The organism is Streptomyces novaecaesareae (genome assembly GCF_000716875.1).
Lineage (GTDB): Bacteria > Actinomycetota > Actinomycetes > Streptomycetales > Streptomycetaceae > Kitasatospora > Kitasatospora novaecaesareae.
Map to the genome: position 1 here is coordinate 1 of NZ_JNWQ01000068.1, position 18,796 is coordinate 18,796.

The following is an 18,796-nucleotide window of genomic DNA, read 5'->3' on the forward strand; positions in this document are numbered from 1 at the left end:
GGGTAGGGGTGGTGGGCGCCGGGCTCGGCGGGGGGGTGCCGGTGGCGGTGGGTCTGCCCTTCGGGGCGGAGCATCCCGTGGTGAGGGTGAGGGCCCCGGCGACCCCCACGGCCAACAGGACGGTCGCGCCACGAGCAGCCCGCACCGTTCCTCCGCTTCTCTGATATTCGATCAGGTGTTGTTAGTAAATGATCCTTACGGCGTGATCATCAGAACACTTCTGATCGATACCTGTCGAGGCTGGAACGGTGCGGCTGAGAAGGTGAACCTCCGGACAACTTCCCTACGTTGTAGGGCGCCTGGAGCCCGGCCGGTTGTACGTGCGGAAGGCCTTCGCGGCCGCAACGGTGTAGAAGCGCCTGATCCGGTCCGAGGAACCCGGCACGCGCAGGAACTCGTGCCGTTCGCCGTCCCAGAGAGCCCAGCACTCCAGCAGGACGAAGTGCGGGCTGCTGGAGTCGATCAGGCGGATCTCCAGGCGGGTGGGGTCGTCGGCCGTCACGCGCATCGCCGGGTCGCCACCTGGATGAACCCGGAGGCCTTCTCCACCTGCTTCGCGAAGTCGTTGAACTCGCCCTCGATCGGCGAGATCGTGGCCCGGCTCGGCACGAGGATCGCGCCGGCCTGCTTGTCGAGGAGGCGCTGCAGGGCGGCCCGGAGCATGGGCCGGTGCTCGGGCGCCCTCCGGGGTGCCTCGTCGTCCATCACGATCAGGTCGATACCCCAGTTGAAGGCGTTGGCGTAGGCCTCGCACATGGTCAACTCCCGGTCGGGGAAGTGGGAGTTGGTCCTTGCCAGGTACATCACGACCTGGAGCGTCCGGGTTGGGGTGATGAGGGGCATGGCTGCCTCCATGGTTGCACAGTGTGTCCGACTTCTCGCCGGGTGTAGCCATGGTGGCCTTCTGGCGCTTACGATCTCTAGACCCAATACCAGTGACTTAAGAGTCCCAGGCTCGTGGAACTTTGCCCGGAGGGTTGATTGGGGCGGTCCGGTAGTGGGGCGCGATGGTGACTGCTTCGGCCGGGTCGCGGGTGGGTTGGGGCCAGTGCCGGTGTTCGCTGCGCTTGACGCCGAAGTTGGACATCTTGCGTTTGACGACGCGGGGGTTGGAGCGTCTGCGGCGGACGGGCAGGAGTCGTTCGGCTATCTCGCGGACGCCGGCCGTGATGGCCGTGGCCAGGCGGTCAGGGGGAAAAGGCCGCCTGCGCTGCGACTTGGCGTCGCGCGAGGCGGAGGGTGCGGGTGAAGGAGAGCCGGTCGGTATCGATCCCGGCTCGGCCCGCACTGTCGTGCATGAGCGAGCGGATGGCATGGTGGACGAGCAGGTGGCCCCAGATCTCCTGTTCGACGCCTTCTGGCGAGCGTGAGCGCAGGACCTGGGCAGGGCCGCGCTGGTGGGTCTTGAGCTCGTCGAGGGCGGTCTCGATCTCCCATCGCTCGTTGTAGAGGGCTGCCAACTCCGTTGCGGGGGCGGCCTCGTGGTCGAGAATGCTGGTGATCAGCCGGTAGGGGGCGCTCTGGGCTGGGCGGCCGGGGTCGTCCAGGGTGTACTCGATGACCCGCACCACGGTGGGGTCGGTGCGTTTGCGGTGGTCGCGGGCGGCCACGATGTCCGAGAGGTACGAGCCATCGGGGAGTTCTTGCCGGATGGGCAGCACGGAGTGGGACCTGATGCGCCACAGCAGGTCCGCACCGCCCGCTGATGCCGCCCGCCACAGATCCAGGCCGGCGAATCCACGGTCGGCCAGGAGGAGGTCACCTTGCCCCAGGGCGCCGAAAAGTTCTCGGGCCAGCACCGGTTCGGCAGTGGTGAACGGACCGAGCGTCGCACTGGTGATCGCGTGCGTGCCGCACTCGGCCAACGCCACTACCCGGACCTGCGGGAAGGCGGACCGCTCTCCACGGTGCGTCTTCGGACGGCCGAACCGGGCGGCATTCTCCTCGCTGTCGGGGATGTCGAAGGTCGTTCCGTCGATTGCCATGACACGCCAACTTCCATACCAGGAACCGGAAGTAGACGCTGTCGCCATCGGACGAGCCACCTCGGCGAACAGCGCCTTCAGGGGCTCCGGCCCAAGCTTGACCCGGGCGCGCGAGATCGCCGCCGTGGTCGGCACCTGCCACGAGCCCGACCAGCGCCTGGCCCAGGCCAGCCCCTCGGTCAGCAGACGGGCAACCTCTTCATAGCCCTGTCCGGAGAACAGGCACATCGCCAGGACGAAATAGACGACCACCCGGGGTGGCAGCAACCGCTGACGTTGCCCAGACTTCCCGGACTCCTCCACAATCCGGTCCACCAACTCCGGCGGGAACGTTCGCGTCAGCAGTCCGATCGCGATCCGGTCCGACAGCCGCTCGTCCGTCGCCGGCTTGACCTGCCCAGGGCGTGGCATCCAGGCACCTCCTGGACAGGCAGCCTACCAGCAAAGATCATTAAGTCACTGGTATTGTCTCTAGACCTCAACTTTCACAGTCGTACCGAGTGACAGACAGGGGAGAGTCGTGGAGCCCTTCGAGGATGATCCGTCGTCATCTCCGGCGATTCGCTTCGGTGATGAACTTCGCAGGTTGCGCCGCTCCCGGCGCTGGTCGCAGGCAGAACTCGGCAGGCGCATGGGCTACAGCCACGGCTTGGTCTCGTACGTCGAACGGGCTAAGAAGCCTGTGACTCTTAAATTCGCGGTGGCGGCCGACCGGGTGTTCGAGACGGGTGGTCTCTTCAAGGAGCTGTGGCGTCGGATCTCGAACGCCAGCCTGTTGGAGGGATTTGCCGAGTTCACTGAGGCGGAGGCCCGTTGCAGGAAGCTCCGCACTTTCGAGTTGGGGGTAATCCCCGGCCTCATGCAGACCCTGGACTATGCCGCCGCCTTGGAAGCGGGAAGCGTCCGTCGTGGCAGCATCACCCAAGAGCAGGCTGATGGGCGAGTCGAGTTCCTGGCCGGGCGCCAGAAGCTCCTTGAGAAGGATCCGCCGCCCACCATCCATGCCGTACTCGACGAGAGCTGTCTGCTTCGCACTGTGGGCGGACCGGGGGTCATGGGTCCTCAGCTGGATCATCTGCTGGCGTTGGCCGAGCGCCCGAACGTCACCATCCAGGTGGCGCCGTTCCGTCTCGGTGAGCAACGACCGTTTCTCCTGCCGGTGGTGCTGTTGACGCTCCCGGACAGGTCTGTGGTGGGCTACGCGGAAGCCCACTCGCGAGGCCATCTGGAGCGGGGGCGGGAGAGCCTCACGGGCTGGGAAGAGGACTACGATCACCTGAGGGTGGAGTCGCTGGACACGGCGGCCTCACTCGCCGTGATCCGCGCTGTTCGGAAGGAACTTCAATGACCGCACTTGACCTGGCCGGCGCTCGGTGGGTGAAGAGCCGCTACAGCGGCAACGGTGGCAACTGTGTCGAGGTGGCTCCCGACTTCCCCGGTGTCGTTCCTGTCCGTGACTCGAAGGACCCTCACGGGCCCGCTCTCGTCTTCCCGGCCGACGCGTGGAAGTCCTTCGTCGCCGCGACCGTTGCCGGCGAGTTCGGCTAGGGGTTTGCCTGCTCGACGGCCTCCAGCCACGGGAGCGGATTGTAGATGCCGGGGAGCCAGGTGCGCCGGTCCGCCTCGGCCGCGCGCTTAAGGTCGGTGATCAGACCGGGGCGGCCCTGGTGGATCCGTTGTTGGAGGGCCGCTACGGAGGCCAGGTCGCGGGCGTCGAGCAGGTCGAGTATCTCGGGGTCATTCAACAGGGGGTGGGTCAGGGCGAGTTCGGCGATGTCCCGCCACCTGCGGATGCGGTCGGGCCCGATGCCGTGCACTGCGGCGATTCCGTGCCAGGCCGTGGAGCGGGTGGCTCGGAGGAGTCGTTTCGGATCGGCCAGTCCGTGTTTCCGCAGATAGTCGCTGTGGCCAGCGAAGGCGTCCAGGTCGAGCAAGCCCCGACCCGGCAGGCCGACCAGCCGTCGGATGCCGGGGTCCGTCTGGAGCGGCCGCAGCAGCGGGCTCTCCTGGGCCAGCTCGCGGGCCCTGTCGTCGGGCAGGGCGAACACCAGGTCCTGAAGCGCGGCGGTGGAGGCGGCGGGGGATCCGGTCATCAGGCTCAGGCAGCCCTCCAGGGCGGCATGGTTCAGCGACAGGCGTGGCGAGTACTGGGCGGCATCGTGCGGGTGGCCCGAGCTGGTGGACGTCTTCCCCAGGACGTCGGTCGCCCGCAGGAGGTTCTCGGCGAACGGGAGCATTTGCCGGGCGTACCAGGAGACTTGCCGGTGCCTCTTGACCGCACGGAGTCGGGGGTACTTCTTGCAGAGCTGCACCACCTCAGCTGCCCTCGTTCGCGCGTGTCTCAGGGCGTCCGCGTCGGTGCGACCGCTGTTGAGATGGCCGATGAGCCAGTGGACCGCGCAGGTGTAGCGGACCCGCATGTCGAGCTGGGGAGCGGCTGCGAGCACCTGCGTGTTCTCGTTGCCGATCATGCAGTGCTCGACCGCCCGGGCGAAGGCGATGTGGTCCCGCACCTCCGACGGCTGCCGGTGGAAGACGGCGAACAGGTAGTCGAAGCGGGCCGTCAGATGCCCCGGATCCTCGTTCACCGCCTTCGCCAGCAGCGCGGGCTCCTGGCTCTCGTCGTCGATCAGTGCGCGGCTGCTGGCGATCACCTGCAGGGTGACGGCCTTCCAGTTCCTGGCTCCGGAAAGGTAGTTGCGCAAGTCGTGGTGGACGTCGCTGAGGGTGACAAGGATGAAGGCGGCGGCACCAGTCAGTAGTTGGGCTCGCGCACGGTCCGTTGCCGTTTTGGCCGCGCTGGCGGAGGCGCTGTCGTCCAGCGGCGGCAGGCCGAGGTCGAGACGGCTGAAGACGCCGCTGTTGGCGTGCCGTCCGTTGCGGAGCAAGGTGATGGAAACCCGGTTGCAGTCCACTTCGGTCACCCGGGCCCGCCAGGTGAGGTCGGGGCGCAGCGTGTAGAAGATCCGGAAGATGGTGGAGACGATGCTGCCGGCCGGTAGCGCGGTGAGATCCACGCTCTGCAGGGAGCTCAGCGGGGTCTGCGTCAGCGGCACCTTCATCTCCGGCTGATCGTCACCGAGCGTCAGCATGCGTGCGAGCAGGTAGTCGGTCGACGCTGCGGAGGTCTTGCCGTCCGGGTCCTGCGCCTCGATCAGCAGGCGCAGGTTCTGTCCCAGGCCGGCCGCGGTGATCAGGACGCCCATCAGCACCAGGATCGTGTAACACATCAGCACCTGGCCGTGCTGATCCTCGTCCAGCCAGGTCCGCCACAGCAGAATGCCGATCGCCGGGAGCACGGCCAGCGAGGCCAGGAGCTTCCACCAGTCCCGGAGCACCGAGCGCGGCTTGAGCCCGGGCGGTCCGACCTTGCGGTGCTCCCGTGCCAGGAGGAGCGCGGCCCCGGCCATGAGCCCGAAGACGATGAGCAGCACGAACAGCACCAGCCAGCCCCCTGCCTCGGCCATCGGTGTCCCCGCTGTGAACGGTTTGAACATCGCGTTGATCGGCAGGAGTGCGGAGGTGCCGGCGATCATCAGCAGACCCAGCCCGATGAGGCTGCGGCGCAGCGCCGGGTGCCAGGCGTCCGAGGCGGGATGGACGAGGAAGCGGGACGCCAGACTGCTGAGGACCCCCAATACGAGCACGCCGAGAGCCATCGGCAGCAGCAGCCTGCCGATCGGGCTCACCCAGTCGGAGTAGAAGTACTGCCAGTTGGAGGCCCCGTGCGACAGTCGGTTCTTCTGCAGGTCCGTCACCTGGGCCAGTCCCGCCCCGGCATCCGGGTTGGACCGGTCGGCCTTCTGTGCTGCGAAGAATCTGTCTCCGGCCGCTTCCAGTTCGGACCTTCTCAGATGCTCCTGTCCCATGAGGACCAGGATGGCGGCGTTCTCGCGTTGGACGTCGAGTTTCGCCAGGGCCTTCTCTACGCAGGGGTCGTCGCCGGGCTGGGGCAGGGTGGTCAGGATCGCCTTGGCCTGGTCGAGGTCACCTTGGTTGATCAGGTCGGTCGCGGTGGCGCAGGCGACCGTCGCAGGGCTGGGGCTGACCTGATCGCGGTCGCCGTCGGCGGCCACGGCCTGCCCCGAGAGGGCGCAGAGCAGCAGCACGAGCAGTGCCGGCAGTGCCGCGGCCCATCGCCGCGGGATTCGGTGCGACACTCCGAGGCCTTTCGTGCCGGGACGACCCCCTCGCTGCGGCCCGACTCTAGGGGTTGTGGTCTGGGCGGGCGCGCGGGCGAGGACCGTTTGGCTGGCGCTCCGTCACCCGCCGGCCGTCAGCCCCATAGGGCTCGCAATATTCGCTGGCGGGCCCGGTCACCGGCTGGTGATGATCACGGCATGCATGTCTTCCTGGAAACCGAGCGGCTCGTGCTGCGCCCGTTCGCCGACACCGCAGCCGACGTCGACGGCCTGTTCGCCCTGGACAGCGACCCCGAGGTCATGCGCTTCATCAACGGCGGCAAGCCGACGACCCGCGAGGCGATCCAGGCGCGCACTCTGCCCCGGCTCCTCCTCGACTACCCGGGCTTCGGCACCCGCGGTTTCTGGGCCGCCGAGGAGAGGACCACCGGCACCTTCCTGGGCTGGTTCGAGCTGCGCCCGCTCGCCGACCGCAGCCCGTTCGAGGTCGAGCTCGGCTACCGGCTGAACCGCTCGGCCCGGGGCAGGGGGTTGTGAACTGCTGCGGATTGAGGTCGTTTTGGTGCACATGAGTGTCCATGCGTGTCTCTTCGATCGTGGCTTGTCGGGTGGCTGGGGCGAGTTGTCAGTGCCGTGTGTGAGGGTGATGGCACTGACCGTGAGGGGGTGAACGAGCGTGACTGGGCCGAGGAGGGAGCTGCGGCGGATCGATGTGCCGTTCGTTTCCCTTGGTCCGTCTGGTGTGACGGTCCGGGACCGTCTCAGGGGCCTCACGCCCGGGGACGAGGAGGTGTTGCGGCTGGTCGGCGGGCATCTGGGGGCGCTGGCGTCGAGGGACTTGAAGGCGCGCTGTGCGGACGGCCTGGAGCATGGCAGCGAGACGTGGGCCAGGCGGAAACGTGACCTGACAGTGGAGTCGTCGTCGCGTTGGGCGGCATGTGGTGCGCGGCGGGCGGAAGTTGCTGAACACCCGGCACAACCTGGCCGCCGCCGGTTTCACCGAAGCCGACTGGAGAAAGCGCTGGGAGAGCGCGCGGTGGTTCCTGTCCGCCGACGGGGAGTCGGGGAAGCGGTTCGGGAACGAGACGATCCGTGTCACCCCGCAGGGCGAGGTGTCGGTCAAGCTGCCCGCCCCGCTCGCGGGCCTGGCGAACGCTCGCAACGGCCGGTACGTCCTGGCCGCGACGGTGTCCTTCCCGCACCGGGGTGCCGAGTGGGCCGACCGGATCGAGGGCAATCGGGCAGTGGCCTACCGCATCCACCTGGACGTCGAGCGGGGCCGCTGGTACCTGGACGCCTCCTGGACCCGGCCCGTGGCGCGGACGATGCCGCTGGAGGCGGCCGGCGCGGCCGGGATCGTCGGGGTGGACACCAACGCCGACCACTTCGCCGCCTGGCACCTCGATGCGCACGGCAATCCGGTCGGCGCGCCCCGCCGGTTCCCCTACGACCTGACCGGCACCGCCGGCCACCGCGACGCGCAGATCCGCCACGCCATCACCCGGTTGCTGCACTGGGCCAAGCGCTGCGGCGTGACGGCTATCGGCCTGGAGAACCTGGACTTCACCGCCGAGACCACGCGCGAGAAGCACGGACGCAAGAAGCGCTTCCGCCAGCTGATCTCCGGCATCCCCACCGGAAAACTGCGTGCCCGGCTCGTTTCCATGGCGGCCGAACTGGACATGGTCATCGTCGCCGTGGACCCCGCCTACACCTCCCAATGGGGTGCGCAGCACTGGCAGCAGCCGCTCGCGACACCCACCCGCACCACCACCCGGCACGATGCAGCGAGCATCGCGATCGGGCGACGCGCCCTCGGACACCCGATCCGGCGACGGACGGCACCGCCCCACGACGACCGGAGTGATCGTCGTGGGCATCGGACCGTCCAGGCCCCATCGGGCATCCGGGGGCGTGAGGAGACCCGCCGCCCCGTCACGGACCGCGCACACGATGCGCGCAGCCGAACGGGGACAACGAGAACGCGGGCGACCAGTCGGGCATCCACCACCGTTCGGGATGCCCGCAGTGATCACACCTGGGTCCAAGACCCACTCCTGATCACTTGATTGGAACGGTCGCGGGCGCTGGTCGACAAGGGGTTCACCGATCTCGGGGTGGAACGGGTCACCGCGAACACGATGGCGGTGAACACGCGGTCCCGGCGGGTGATGGAGAAGTCGGGCCTGTCGTTCCTGCGGAGCTTCGTCGGGGACTGGCCGGAGGCGATCCCGGGATCGGAGCACGGCGAGGTGGAGTACGACCTCGTCCGGGCCGACTGGGAGCGGCGTTCGTCGTACCCCCAAGACCTGTCGCAAGCGTCGCCGGAGAGTTCGGCTACGTAGGAGCTCCACCGTGCACGATCGCGCGAACGTGACTGACGTCACGCCGGCGGACCGAACCGTTCTCACGTCGTTCGTCGACGTCTTCATTACAGTGACGTGTCGTCAAGTGAGCAGCGGGGAAATCCATGGTGGATGACGGGGCGAAAGCCGGCGGGCCGGAGTTCAAGATCCGGCCCGGGGACCTGAAGGACGCCGCGCCGACCTTCGAGAACCAGAGCAAGGCTCTCAAGGAAGCCCTCGACAAGCTCAAGCAGAGCCTCGCCGAGGCCGGCAGTCCGTGGGGCGGCGACAAGCAGGGCAGTGAGTTCGCCCAGGCCTACAACGGCCCGCACGACAAGGTGATTTCTGCGCTCGACGTTCTGGTCAAGGGGCTCACCAGCATCGGCGCGGGGCTGCACGCCCACGCCGACAACCACACCGACGCCGACAACCACGTCCGCAAGGACCTCACCCCGTGACCGGCCGCCCACCACGGGCGGGGGTGTCGCATGGGTGAGTCCACGGTCGCGAAGGCCGTCCAGAAGGTCACCGGCATGTGGTGGCCCGACGCCGACCCTGACAAGCTGCGCAAGGTGGCCGAGGCCTGGGAGGCGATGGCCACCGCCATCGACGACGTCACCGCGCCCACCAACCAGGCCGCCTCCGCCGTCGTCGCCAACAACCACGGCCCCGCGATCGACGCCTTCGGCACATTCTGGGCCCAGTACTACGGGGGCAAGGACAGCGCGGGCAAGGGCAAGGGCTGGCTGCCCGATACCGCCGACGCCTGCCGCAGCCTGGCCAAGGCGCTGCGCGACTTCGCCCACCAGGTCGACAAGGCGATCAAGAAGCTGGAGGAAGAGGCCGCGATCGTCGGCGGCACCCTGGTCGTCGGCACCGCCCTCGCCTTCGTCACCTTCAGCATCTCGGCAGACATCGCCGCTGCCACCGCTGCGGGCATCGTCGCCACCGCCGCAACGGTCGGCGTCACCGTCTCCGAGGCCATCGCCACCATCGCCGCCACCGTGCTGGTCGGCGCCGCCTTCGGCGCCGTCGAGGCCATCACCGTCGACCTCGCCGTCGCCCAGCCGATCCGGGTCGAGTTCTTCGACGACGGCGGCTACAGCCTCACTGAGGCCGTCGACTCCGCCAAGACCGGCGAGATCATGGGCGCTGCCGGCGGCGGCCTCGGCGCCGGCGGCCGCGTCGTCGTCAACGCCGCCGAGAGCGCCGAGAGCGCCTCCGTCGCCCTCGCGGGCCTGGCCAAGGTCGCCAAGGCCGCCGACACCCTCCCCGGCCGGATGGTCACCGGTGCCGGCCTCTCCGTAGGCTACGACGCCGAGTTCAAGACCGGCCCTGTCGTGCCCCTCGACGTCGTCGTCGGTGGAGTCGGCGGTGCGGCGGGACCACGTGGGCGTTCCGGCGGCAACGCGCCACGTGGCCCGCAGCATGCCAAACCGGTCGAGCTACCGATGCCCGGAAAGTTGCCGCTTGAGTATGTTGAAGACCACCCGAGTATCGCGAAGGTGAAAACGGAGCTGGCACGCGTGCCGGACGAGATCTTCGACAAGGTCTGGGACCATCTGAAAGAGGTGCCGGGCGGCGGGGTCAGCATCGGCCCCAGGCCCATCACGCAGCTTCCGGGCGGCTACCATCTCGCCGGTGTCAGCCCAGTAGGAGGAACTTCACCGGCAGATTACATACCTGGTATGTATGTACCTGGCCAGCGTAGACTCCTGGTCAATTCAACTGCCGAGACGCCCAGTAGTGTTGCCGTCCATGAGTTCGGGCACGCGGTCGATGACGCCTATGGCAATTTGAGCCAACAGCCGGAGTGGCTGCATGTGCGACAGCAGGTCCTGGACCGGATCGGCAGCAATCCAAATTTGGATGCGTACCTCCGCCAGTCGCACGAGTACTTCGCCGAGGCGTTCAATCACTGGACCGCCAAGACGCTGGACAAATTCACGTACGGCGACCGCGAGGCGGCGCAGATTCTGGAGGAGTATTTTGAGCGAGCATTCTGAGAGCTACCATGTCACCGGGAACCCGATGCTCGACGCCAATGGCGTCACCATCTGGCAGCGATATGGCGGCAAGGCCCCGGAGGGGTACTTCTACGACGGGTGGTACAAGTTCGAGCCGGGGGACCCCCGCTACGACGAACTCCTCCCGCAAGCACAGCAGAATCCGCAGGATGTCGAAGAGAGTACGGCTCCGATTTACCCCGAGACCTTGGCCAGGCTGGAGGAGATGCAGCGCAAGACGCGGGAGCGGAACGCAGGGCAGTAGCCGGCGGCGCCCCCGACGACCCCCCGAGCCGTGTGGCTCGGGGGGTCGTTCCATTGACAGGAGGGGTGACTCGGCTGAATGCTAAGCAAGCGCTTAGTCAGCACGAGACCGAGGAGTCGCCCGATGTCCGACACCCCTGCCGACCCGCCCGGGCTGGACCTGGCGCGGCTGCGCGCCCACTTGGACAGCGAACTCCCCGGGGTCGTCCAGGGGCCACTGCGCGCCGACCTGATCGAGGGCGGCCGCTCCAACCTGACGTACGTCCTCTCCGACGGCGCCTCCCGCTGGGTGCTGCGCCGCCCGCCGCTCGGGCACGTCCTCGCGACCGCGCACGACATGGGCCGCGAGTACCGCGCCATGACCGCTCTGCGGGACACCGAGGTGCCCGTGCCGCACACCCTGCTGCTCGACCAGGGCACGGACGTGCTCGGCGCGCCCTGGTACCTGATGGAGTACGTGCCCGGCACCGCGCACCGGGACGCCGCGCCGCTGGCCGCGCTCGGCGAGCAGCGGGTCGCCGCGCTCGGACGGCAGCTGGTCGAGACCCTGGCCGACCTGCACCGGATCGACCCGGCGGCAGTCGGCCTCGCCGACTTCGGGCACCCCGAGGGCTACCTCGAACGCCAGCTGCGCCGCTGGTCCAAGCAGCTCGCCGCCTCCCGCAGCCGTGAGCTGCCCGACCTCGACCGACTGCACGCCGCGCTCGCCGAGCGGCTGCCGACCTCGCCGACGCCCGCCCTCGTGCACGGGGACTACCGGCTGGACAACGTCCTTGTGGACGGGAACGACACCATCACTGCTGTCCTCGACTGGGAGATGTCCACCCTGGGCGACCCGCTCACCGACGTCGGCCTGCTGGTGATGTACACCGAGCTGGCCGGCGTCGGCGGGGGCATCATCCCCTCCGCGATGACCGCCCCCGGCTTCCCCAAGGCCGACGAACTCGTCTCGTACTACGCCGAGTTGACCGGCCGACAGGCCGCCGACCTGGACTGGTACGTCGCCTTCGCCTCGTTCAAGCTGGCCGCCGTCGCCGAGGGCATCTTCTTCCGCTTCCAGCAGGGCCGCACCCTCGGCGCGGGCTTCGAGCGCGCGGGCGAGATGGCCCCGATCCTCGCCCGGCACGGCCTGAGCACCCTCAAGGAGAACTGACCATGGACTTCGCGTACGACGCCCGGACGAACGAACTCCGCGAGCAGCTGCTCGCCTTCATGGACGCGCACGTCCACCCCGCCGAGGCCGTCCTCGCCGAACAGCTCGCCGACCCGGCCCGCGAGCGGTGGGCCGTCCCTGCGATCGTCGGCGACCTCCAGGCCGAGGCGCGCAAGCAGGGGTTGTGGAACCTCTTCTTTGTGGACAAGCACAGCATCCCCGGGGAGCACGGCGCCGGCCTGACCAACCTCCAGTACGCCCCGCTCGCCGAGATCACCGGCCGCAGCCCGCAGTTGGCCCCATCCGCGCTCAACTGTGCGGCCCCCGACACCGGCAACATGGAGCTGCTCGCCCAGTTCGGCAGCGCCGAGCAGCGCGAGCGCTGGCTGCGGCCGCTGCTGGACGCCGAGATCCGCTCCGCCTTCGCGATGACCGAGCCCGAGGTGGCCTCCTCGGACGCCACCAACATCGCCACCCGGATCGAGCGGGACGGCGACGAGTACGTGATCAACGGCCGCAAGTGGTACATCACCGGCGCGATGAACCCGCAGTGCCGGATCCTCATCGTGATGGGCAAGACCGATCCCGCCGCCGAACCGCACCGCCAGCAGAGCATGGTGCTCGTCCCGCGCGACACCCCCGGCGTCACCGTCAAGCGCGGCATGACCGTCTTCGGCTACGACGACGCCGACCACGGCGGCCACGCCGAGGTGCTGTTCGAGGACGTGCGCGTCCCGGTCGGCAACCTGATCGGCGAGGAGGGCACGGGCTTCGCCATCGCCCAGGCCCGGCTCGGGCCGGGCCGGATCCACCACTGCATGCGCGCGATCGGCATCGCCGAGCGGGCACTGGAACTGATGTGCCGCCGGGCGGGCGAGCGGGTCGCCTTCGGCAAGCCGCTCGCCGAGCAGGGCGTGGTCCAGGACTGGATCGCCGAATCCCGGGTCCGCATCGAGCAGTTGCGGCTGCTGGTGCTCAAGACCGCCTGGCTGATGGACACCGTCGGCAACCGGGGCGCGCACACCGAGATCCAGGCGATCAAGATCGCCACCCCGATCACCGTCGAGTGGATCCTGGACAAGGCCGTCCAGGCCCACGGCGCCGCCGGCGTCAGCCAGGACACCCCGCTCGCCCAGCTCTGGGCCGGCAACCGCACCCTGCGGCTGGCCGACGGCCCGGACGAGGTGCACAAGCGCTCCCTGGCCCGCAGGGAGCTGAAGCAGTACCGGAGTTAGACCCACCCCTTAGGGGTGTCATACCCGGGTACTCAGGGCCCGGTTGGCTCCCCGGTATGACGGCCGCGGCCCGTCCCCGCCCGTAGTGTCCTGCGTGTCCGACCGATCGGAACGAGGAGACACATCATGGGCAGTGGGGGACGGGCCGTGGCGGCGGTCCTGTTGGCGGCGACGGCGGTGCTGGGCGCGGTCGGCGCGCCGGGGGCGGTCGCGGCGCCGGAGGGCGGGAGCGCCGGGAAGCAGGCGCGGGCGTGGCTGCCGGAGCCCACCGGGCCGTACCCGATCGGGACCACCGCGCTGCACCTGACCGACGCCGCGAGGGAGGACCCTTGGCAGCCCGGGCACCGGCGCGAGCTGATGGTCAGCCTCTGGTACCCGACCTCCCGCCCGGCCGGGCCCGCCGACCGCGCCCCGTACATGGCGCCCGCCGCCGGGGAGCACTTCGGCGGGCCCGCCGGCGTCGGGCTGATCAACTACGGTGCGGCGCCGGGCCGCACCGACTGGTCGGCCATCCGCACCCACGCCCGCGCGGACGCCCCCGCGCTGCCCGGCGCACCGCGCCCGGTGGTGCTGTACTCGCCCGGCCTCGGCGACCCGCGCACCTGGGGGACGGCGCTCGTCGAGGACCTCGTCTCGCGCGGCTACGTCGTCGTCACCATCGACCACACCTACGAGGCCTCCGAAGTCGCCTTCCCCGACGGCGAACTGGCCACCTCCGTCCTCCCCGGCATGCTCGGCCAACCGGACCTGGACATCGGCGCCGTGCTGCGCAAGGCCCTCGGCACCCGGGTGGACGACACCCGCTTCGTGCTGGACCAGCTCGCCGGGCTGGGCACCAGGCCGGGCCTGCCGACCGGCGTGGCCGGGGCGCTCGACCTGAAGCGGATCGGCATGGTCGGCCACTCGGCGGGTGGCTTCACCGCCCTCCAGACCATGCACGACGACCCGCGGATCACAGCCGGGATCAACCTGGACGGCCAACTGCACTTCCCCGGCCCGGACGGCCACACCGGCGTCCACCTCCCCAGCCTCGCCGAGGACGGCCTCGACCGTCCCTTCCTGCTGATGGGCACCCGCAGCGACGACTCCGGCAGCTACCACCAGCAGCCCGGCTGGGACGCCCTCTGGCAGCACAGCACCGGCTGGCACGCCGACGTCACCCTCGAAGGCTCCCGGCACGGCTCCTACACCGACGGCCAGTCCCTGCTGCCCCAACTCGCCCGGCAGGGCGCGCTCACCCCGGACCAGCTGCGCGCCGACGTCGGCTCAGTGCGCCCCGGCCGCGCCGAACTCGTCACCCGCTCGTACGTCGCCTCCTTCTTCGACCGCTGGCTGCGCGGCCACGACGACCACCTGCTGGACGGGCCCTCGCTTCGCTTCCCGGAAGTGTCCTACGAGCGTTAGCGATCGGACGGCTTTGCCCGGGGGTTCGGCCGGCCGATGAAATTCCGTCAGGGAAAGATGCGCCGGATGGGTCTCCGGTGAATGCGGAACAGTATTCCGAGCCGCATTCAGTGAATGGCTACGCGCGTTGTTTCCACTCCTCCGGGGGCGTCTTTGCCTGCATGGACGCCCTCCTTAATCAGTCCTTACCCTGCATCGTTGACCAGTGTTCATCAGCTCTGATTTCCTTCATGCCCAGGCGGCGAAGAGCCGACGGGCAGTCAATTTCCGGGTGTACGGAAGAATTCGACCGGAGTCGACTCCCCGCCGGAATCCGCCGTCATCCCTTCCCCACAAAGGGATCGTCCGCGGCCCCCCAAAGCCGTGGGCGATCGGCAGAAGAGAGGGCACCCTCACCCATGGGTCACTCCCGCAGGATCCGACGCGCGAAGTACGCGGCGCTCACCGGCATAGCGTCACTCGCGCTCGCCGCCGCCGGCCTGGCCGGCGCGGCCGGCCCCGCCTCCGCGCAGGACATCTCCAGCTCGCAGGGCGGCAGCGCCAACGAGTTCAACCCCTGGAGCCCGCAGACCGGCCACCCCTACCGGCACGGCGCGGTACCCGGCCAGTCCCAGCACGAGAACTACAAGAAGTGGCTCGCCGCGCACAACCAGGCCGCGGCCACCGGCCAGCAGACCCTGTCCTACGGCGGCGGCGTCGACGGCATCGGCGTGCAGAGCGGGCACTCCAAGGTCTACCTGGTGTTCTACGGCAACCAGTGGGGCACCCAGAGCACCGATGCCAACGGGAACGCGAAGTTCTCCGGCGACTCGGCCGGTGCGGCCGGCGCCACCCAGCAGATGTTCAAGGGCATCGGCACCAACGGCGAGACCTGGTCGGCCGACCTGACCCAGTGGTGCGACGGCCCCAACGTCGCCACCGGCGCCGTCAGCTGCCCCTCCAACGCCAACTTCATCCCGTACCAGAGCGGCGGCGTCCTGTCCGGCGTCTGGTACGACAACGCGGCCGCCTCGCCGAGCCAGGCCACCGGCAACCAGCTCGCCCAGGAGGCGGTCAAGGCCGCCGGCCACTTCGGCAACACCACCGCCGCCGCCAACCGGGACGCGTACTACATCGTCCTGTCGCCGCACGGCACCAACCCGGACGACTACCAGAACCCCACCACCGGGTACTGCGCCTGGCACGACTGGAACGGCGACACCACCCTCGCCGGCGGCGCGGCGAGCTCGCCCTACGGCGACATTGCGTTCTCCAACCAGCCGTACAACATCGACCAGGGCGCCAACTGCGGCGTCGGCTTCGTCAACTCGCCCGGCACGCTGGACGGTTGGACGATGACCCTCGGCCACGAGTGGCACGAGATGATGTCCGACCAGAACCCGGCCGGCGGCTGGACCAACCACGTCTCCGGCAGCAGCTACAACGGCCAGGAGAACTCCGACGAGTGCGCCTGGATCAGGCCCGGCAGCACCGGCGGCGCCGCCAACATCTCCTTCGGCTCCTTCGGCAGCTACGCCGAGCAGGCCAGCTGGTCCAACGACACCAACTCCTGCGCGATCTCGCACGCCATCCTGACCCACGGCAACACGGTCACCGTCACGAACCCGGGCAACCAGTCCGGCACCGTCGGCACCGCCGCCAGCCTGCAGATCACCGCCACCGACTCGGCCTCCGGCCAGACCCTCACCTACTCGGCCACCGGCCTGCCGGCCGGCCTGTCGATCAACTCCTCGACCGGCCTGATCTCCGGCACCCCGAGCGCGACCGGCACCTCCAGCGTCACGGTCACCGCGACCGACGGCACCGGCGCCGCCGGCAGCACCAGCTTCAGCTGGACCGAGTCCACCACCGGCGGGGGCGGCAACGCCGTCACCAACGGTGACTTCGAGACCGGCAACCTGACCGGCTGGACCGCCGCCGGCTCCACCGCCGCCACCACCGGCGCCGCCCACACCGGCAGCTACGGCGCCATGGTCGGCGCCACCAACCCGACCGGCGACTCCTCGATCGCCCAGACCTTCACCGCGCCGACCGGCTCCAGCAAGGTGTCCTTCTGGTACAGCAACACCTGCCCGGACACCGTCACCTACGACTGGGCCACCGCCACCCTGAAGGACAACACCACCGGCACGACCACCACGGTCCTCGCCAAGACCTGCACCACCACCGGCACCTGGACCAACAAGACGGCGACCGTCACCCCGGGCCACTCCTACACCCTCACCCTGAGCAACCACGACGACAACTACGCGGGTGACCCGACCTACACCTACTACGACGACGTGACCGTCTCCTGATCGCTTGATCTTCTGATCACTTGATCGCTTGATCTCCTGACGACCACCACGCCGAAGGCACCGGGGCGGGCCCAGCGCCCGCCCCGGTGCCGCTTTCCCATCGGGGGGATCCGAACCGGGCGCCGGAACGTCCAACCGGCACCGCTCGCACAACGGCAAAAGGAACCACCGTGAACCCGAGAAGATCCGCCGTCCTGGCGCTGGCCGCCGCCCTGCTCACCCTGACCGGCTGCGCCTCCACCGGGACGAGCCCGTCGGCGACCACCACCCTCACCCCGGCCGCGCCGAGCACCCCGGCCGCCCCGAGCCCGGCGGCGGTCACGGTGGACGAACACGCCGACCACACCACCCTGAAGGTCACCGTCGGCTCGACCGTCTCGGTCGCCCTGCACAGCACCTACTGGTCCGCCGTCACCAGCTCCGCCCCCGAGGTCCTCGCACCGAACGGCACCCCGACCACCGCCCCGTCCCCCTCCTGCCGCCCCGGCGGCGGCTGCGGCACCGTCACCACCACGTTCACCGCCCACGCCCCCGGCACCGCCCGGCTCACCGCCACCCGCACCACCTGCGGCGAGGCCCTCCAGTGCCCGCCCGAGCAGCGCACCTACGAGGTCACCGTCGAAGTGACCGGCTGAGGCTCCTAGCGGATCTCCGAGCCCGGGTTGGCCTCGTCCCACGCGTGACGCGAGGTGACGATCGCGTCGTGGTGGTCGTAGGACCAGTCCGCCATCGCCCGCACCAGGTGGGTCAGGCTGTGGCCGAGCGGGGTCAGCTCGTACTCCACCTGCGGCGGGACGGTCGGGTGGACGGTGCGCGAGACCAGGCCGTCGCGCTCCAGACGGCGCACCGTGAGGGTCAGCATGCGCTGCGAGATCCCCGGCAGCGCACGCTGCAGCTCGCGGAACCGCCGTACGCCCTGGGCGAGTTCGACGACGGTGAGGACCGACCACTTCTCGCCCAGGCGGTCCAGCAGGTCGCGGATCCCGCAGTCCACGCCGTCCTCGCACCAGACCACTGGTCGGGGAGTGGTTACCGCGGTGTGCCCTGCTGACATGAAAGTGCCTCCTTACGCCGAACACCCAGGCTATCGAGGATGGTCACGTCGCCAACGGCCGATCATCCCCGGAGGAATCCCCATGCTGCTCGTCACCGGTGTCAACGGAGGACTGGGTGCGCTCGTACTGGAGCGCCTGGCCGGCCGCGAGGAGGTCGCGGCCGGCTCCCGCACCCCCGAGAAGGTGCCCGCCGGCACACCCGCCCGGCTGGTGGACTTCGACCGGCCGCAGACACTGGCCGAAGCCTTCGCCGGTGTCCGGACCCTGCTGCTGATCTCGGCCGGCGCCGCCGAGGACGACGTGGTGATCGCCCGGCACGGCGCGGCGATCGGGGCGGCCGAACAGGCGGGCGTCGAGCACGTCGTCTACACCAGCCTCTCCGGCGACGGCGACCACCTGCCGTACGCCCTCGCCCACCGCTGGACCGAGCGGCGGCTGCGCGAATCGGCGACCCTGCGCTGGACGGTGCTGCGCAACGGCCTGTACGCCGAACTCCTGGGCGCGATCGCCGCGCCGGGCCCGGACGGGGTGATCACCGCGCCGCTCGGCGACGGGAAGCTGGCGGCGGTGGCCCGGGCGGACCTCGCCGAGGTGGCGGCCACCGTCGCCCTGGCACCCGCCGAGCACGCCGGCCGGACGTACGAGCTGGTGGGGGAGCGGGCGCTGGGCGGCGCCGAGGTGGCCGAGGCGCTCGGTGCCGAGTACCGTCCGGGCCGGCTCGCCGAGGCCCGTACGGCGGTGGCGGCCTCGGACGCGCTGGACTTCCAGGTGCCGATGGTGGTGGGCACCTACTCGGCGATCGCGCACGGCTTCCTGGCCGGGCCCGGCGGGCCGGGCGACCTCGCGGCACTGCTCGGCCGCGAGCCGCGCCCGGCCCTGGAGGTCATCGCGGGCCGCTAGCCTCCGCTGC

General features: G+C 69.7%; 16 protein-coding genes and 3 pseudogenes. 14 read left to right on the plus strand and 5 right to left on the minus strand.

The annotated features are described in order from the left end of the window. Positions 1-283 precede the first annotated feature (283 nt). The 3 genes from OP86_RS23690 to OP86_RS23700 all read right to left on the minus strand — a co-directional run bounded on the left by OP86_RS23690 (position 284) and on the right by OP86_RS23700 (position 2,396). Positions 284-508: a hypothetical protein gene (locus OP86_RS23690; protein ID WP_030059332.1), complete on the minus strand. Its 225-nt coding sequence runs from the start codon at positions 506-508 to the stop codon at positions 284-286. Next, positions 499-843, minus strand: a complete 345-nt coding sequence (locus tag OP86_RS23695) for a hypothetical protein (RefSeq protein ID WP_051830476.1) — start codon at positions 841-843, stop codon at positions 499-501. Before OP86_RS23695 ends, OP86_RS23690 begins: the two co-directional genes overlap by 10 nt. Positions 844-1,187: 344 nt before the next feature. Continuing rightward, positions 1,188-2,396, minus strand: a complete 1,209-nt coding sequence (locus tag OP86_RS23700) for an IS4 family transposase (protein ID WP_030059330.1) — start codon at positions 2,394-2,396, stop codon at positions 1,188-1,190. 109 nt (positions 2,397-2,505) lie between these two features. Here OP86_RS23700 and OP86_RS23705 point away from each other — a divergent pair, with 109 nt between their 5' ends. After that, complete coding sequence (locus OP86_RS23705; protein WP_030059329.1) at positions 2,506-3,333, plus strand: helix-turn-helix domain-containing protein; 828 nt, start codon at positions 2,506-2,508, stop codon at positions 3,331-3,333. Further along, positions 3,330-3,533: a DUF397 domain-containing protein gene (locus OP86_RS23710; protein ID WP_030059328.1), complete on the plus strand. Its 204-nt coding sequence runs from the start codon at positions 3,330-3,332 to the stop codon at positions 3,531-3,533. The genes OP86_RS23705 and OP86_RS23710 overlap by 4 nt, the downstream gene beginning before the upstream one ends. Here the strand turns inward: OP86_RS23710 and OP86_RS23715 are convergent. Then, complete coding sequence (locus tag OP86_RS23715; protein ID WP_033333108.1) at positions 3,530-6,145, minus strand: hypothetical protein; 2,616 nt, start codon at positions 6,143-6,145, stop codon at positions 3,530-3,532. The two genes, OP86_RS23710 and OP86_RS23715, sit on opposite strands and share 4 nt — an antisense overlap. Positions 6,146-6,325: 180 nt before the next feature. Between OP86_RS23715 and OP86_RS23720 the strand changes: the two are divergent. The 11 genes and pseudogenes from OP86_RS23720 to OP86_RS23770 form a co-directional block, all read left to right on the plus strand. Further along, positions 6,326-6,658, plus strand: a pseudogene (locus tag OP86_RS23720) (GNAT family N-acetyltransferase); the annotation flags it as partial. A 145-nt stretch (positions 6,659-6,803) separates the two neighbouring features. Then, positions 6,804-8,196 (plus strand): annotated as a pseudogene (locus tag OP86_RS33035) (nuclease/transposase family protein). A 3-nt stretch (positions 8,197-8,199) separates the two neighbouring features. Next, a pseudogene (locus OP86_RS23730) lies at positions 8,200-8,472 on the plus strand (GNAT family N-acetyltransferase); the annotation flags it as partial. A gap of 125 nt (positions 8,473-8,597) precedes the next feature. Beyond that, positions 8,598-8,930 carry a WXG100 family type VII secretion target gene (locus OP86_RS23735; protein ID WP_051830477.1) on the plus strand — a complete coding sequence of 111 codons (333 nt, stop codon included), beginning with the start codon at positions 8,598-8,600 and terminating at the stop codon, positions 8,928-8,930. 30 nt (positions 8,931-8,960) lie between these two features. Further along, on the plus strand, positions 8,961-10,478 hold the full coding sequence (locus OP86_RS23740) for a WXG100-like domain-containing protein (RefSeq protein WP_030056866.1): 1,518 nt from the start codon (positions 8,961-8,963) through the stop codon (positions 10,476-10,478). Continuing rightward, complete coding sequence (locus tag OP86_RS23745) at positions 10,462-10,743, plus strand: hypothetical protein (RefSeq protein ID WP_157849823.1); 282 nt, start codon at positions 10,462-10,464, stop codon at positions 10,741-10,743. Before OP86_RS23740 ends, OP86_RS23745 begins: the two co-directional genes overlap by 17 nt. Positions 10,744-10,866: 123 nt before the next feature. Further along, positions 10,867-11,895, plus strand: coding sequence for a phosphotransferase family protein (locus OP86_RS23750; protein WP_030056862.1), 1,029 nt, complete (start codon positions 10,867-10,869; stop codon positions 11,893-11,895). Between the two features lie 2 nt (positions 11,896-11,897). After that, a complete protein-coding gene (locus OP86_RS23755) occupies positions 11,898-13,130 on the plus strand; it encodes an acyl-CoA dehydrogenase family protein (protein ID WP_030056861.1) in 1,233 nt (410 codons plus the stop codon). A gap of 126 nt (positions 13,131-13,256) precedes the next feature. After that, complete coding sequence (locus tag OP86_RS23760; protein ID WP_030056860.1) at positions 13,257-14,534, plus strand: alpha/beta hydrolase family protein; 1,278 nt, start codon at positions 13,257-13,259, stop codon at positions 14,532-14,534. Positions 14,535-14,932: 398 nt separating this feature from the next. Continuing rightward, on the plus strand, positions 14,933-16,831 hold the full coding sequence (locus tag OP86_RS38865) for an Ig domain-containing protein (protein WP_063832443.1): 1,899 nt from the start codon (positions 14,933-14,935) through the stop codon (positions 16,829-16,831). A gap of 170 nt (positions 16,832-17,001) precedes the next feature. After that, positions 17,002-17,466, plus strand: a complete 465-nt coding sequence (locus OP86_RS23770; RefSeq protein ID WP_030056856.1) for a hypothetical protein — start codon at positions 17,002-17,004, stop codon at positions 17,464-17,466. A gap of 5 nt (positions 17,467-17,471) precedes the next feature. Here OP86_RS23770 and OP86_RS23775 read toward each other — a convergent pair whose 3' ends face one another. Further along, positions 17,472-17,885: a winged helix-turn-helix transcriptional regulator gene (locus OP86_RS23775; protein ID WP_030056855.1), complete on the minus strand. Its 414-nt coding sequence runs from the start codon at positions 17,883-17,885 to the stop codon at positions 17,472-17,474. 82 nt (positions 17,886-17,967) lie between these two features. Here OP86_RS23775 and OP86_RS23780 point away from each other — a divergent pair, with 82 nt between their 5' ends. After that, positions 17,968-18,786 (plus strand): NAD(P)H-binding protein, encoded by an 819-nt coding sequence (locus tag OP86_RS23780; protein ID WP_030056854.1) that lies wholly within the window; start codon positions 17,968-17,970, stop codon positions 18,784-18,786. The last annotated feature ends 10 nt before the right edge of the window (positions 18,787-18,796 follow it).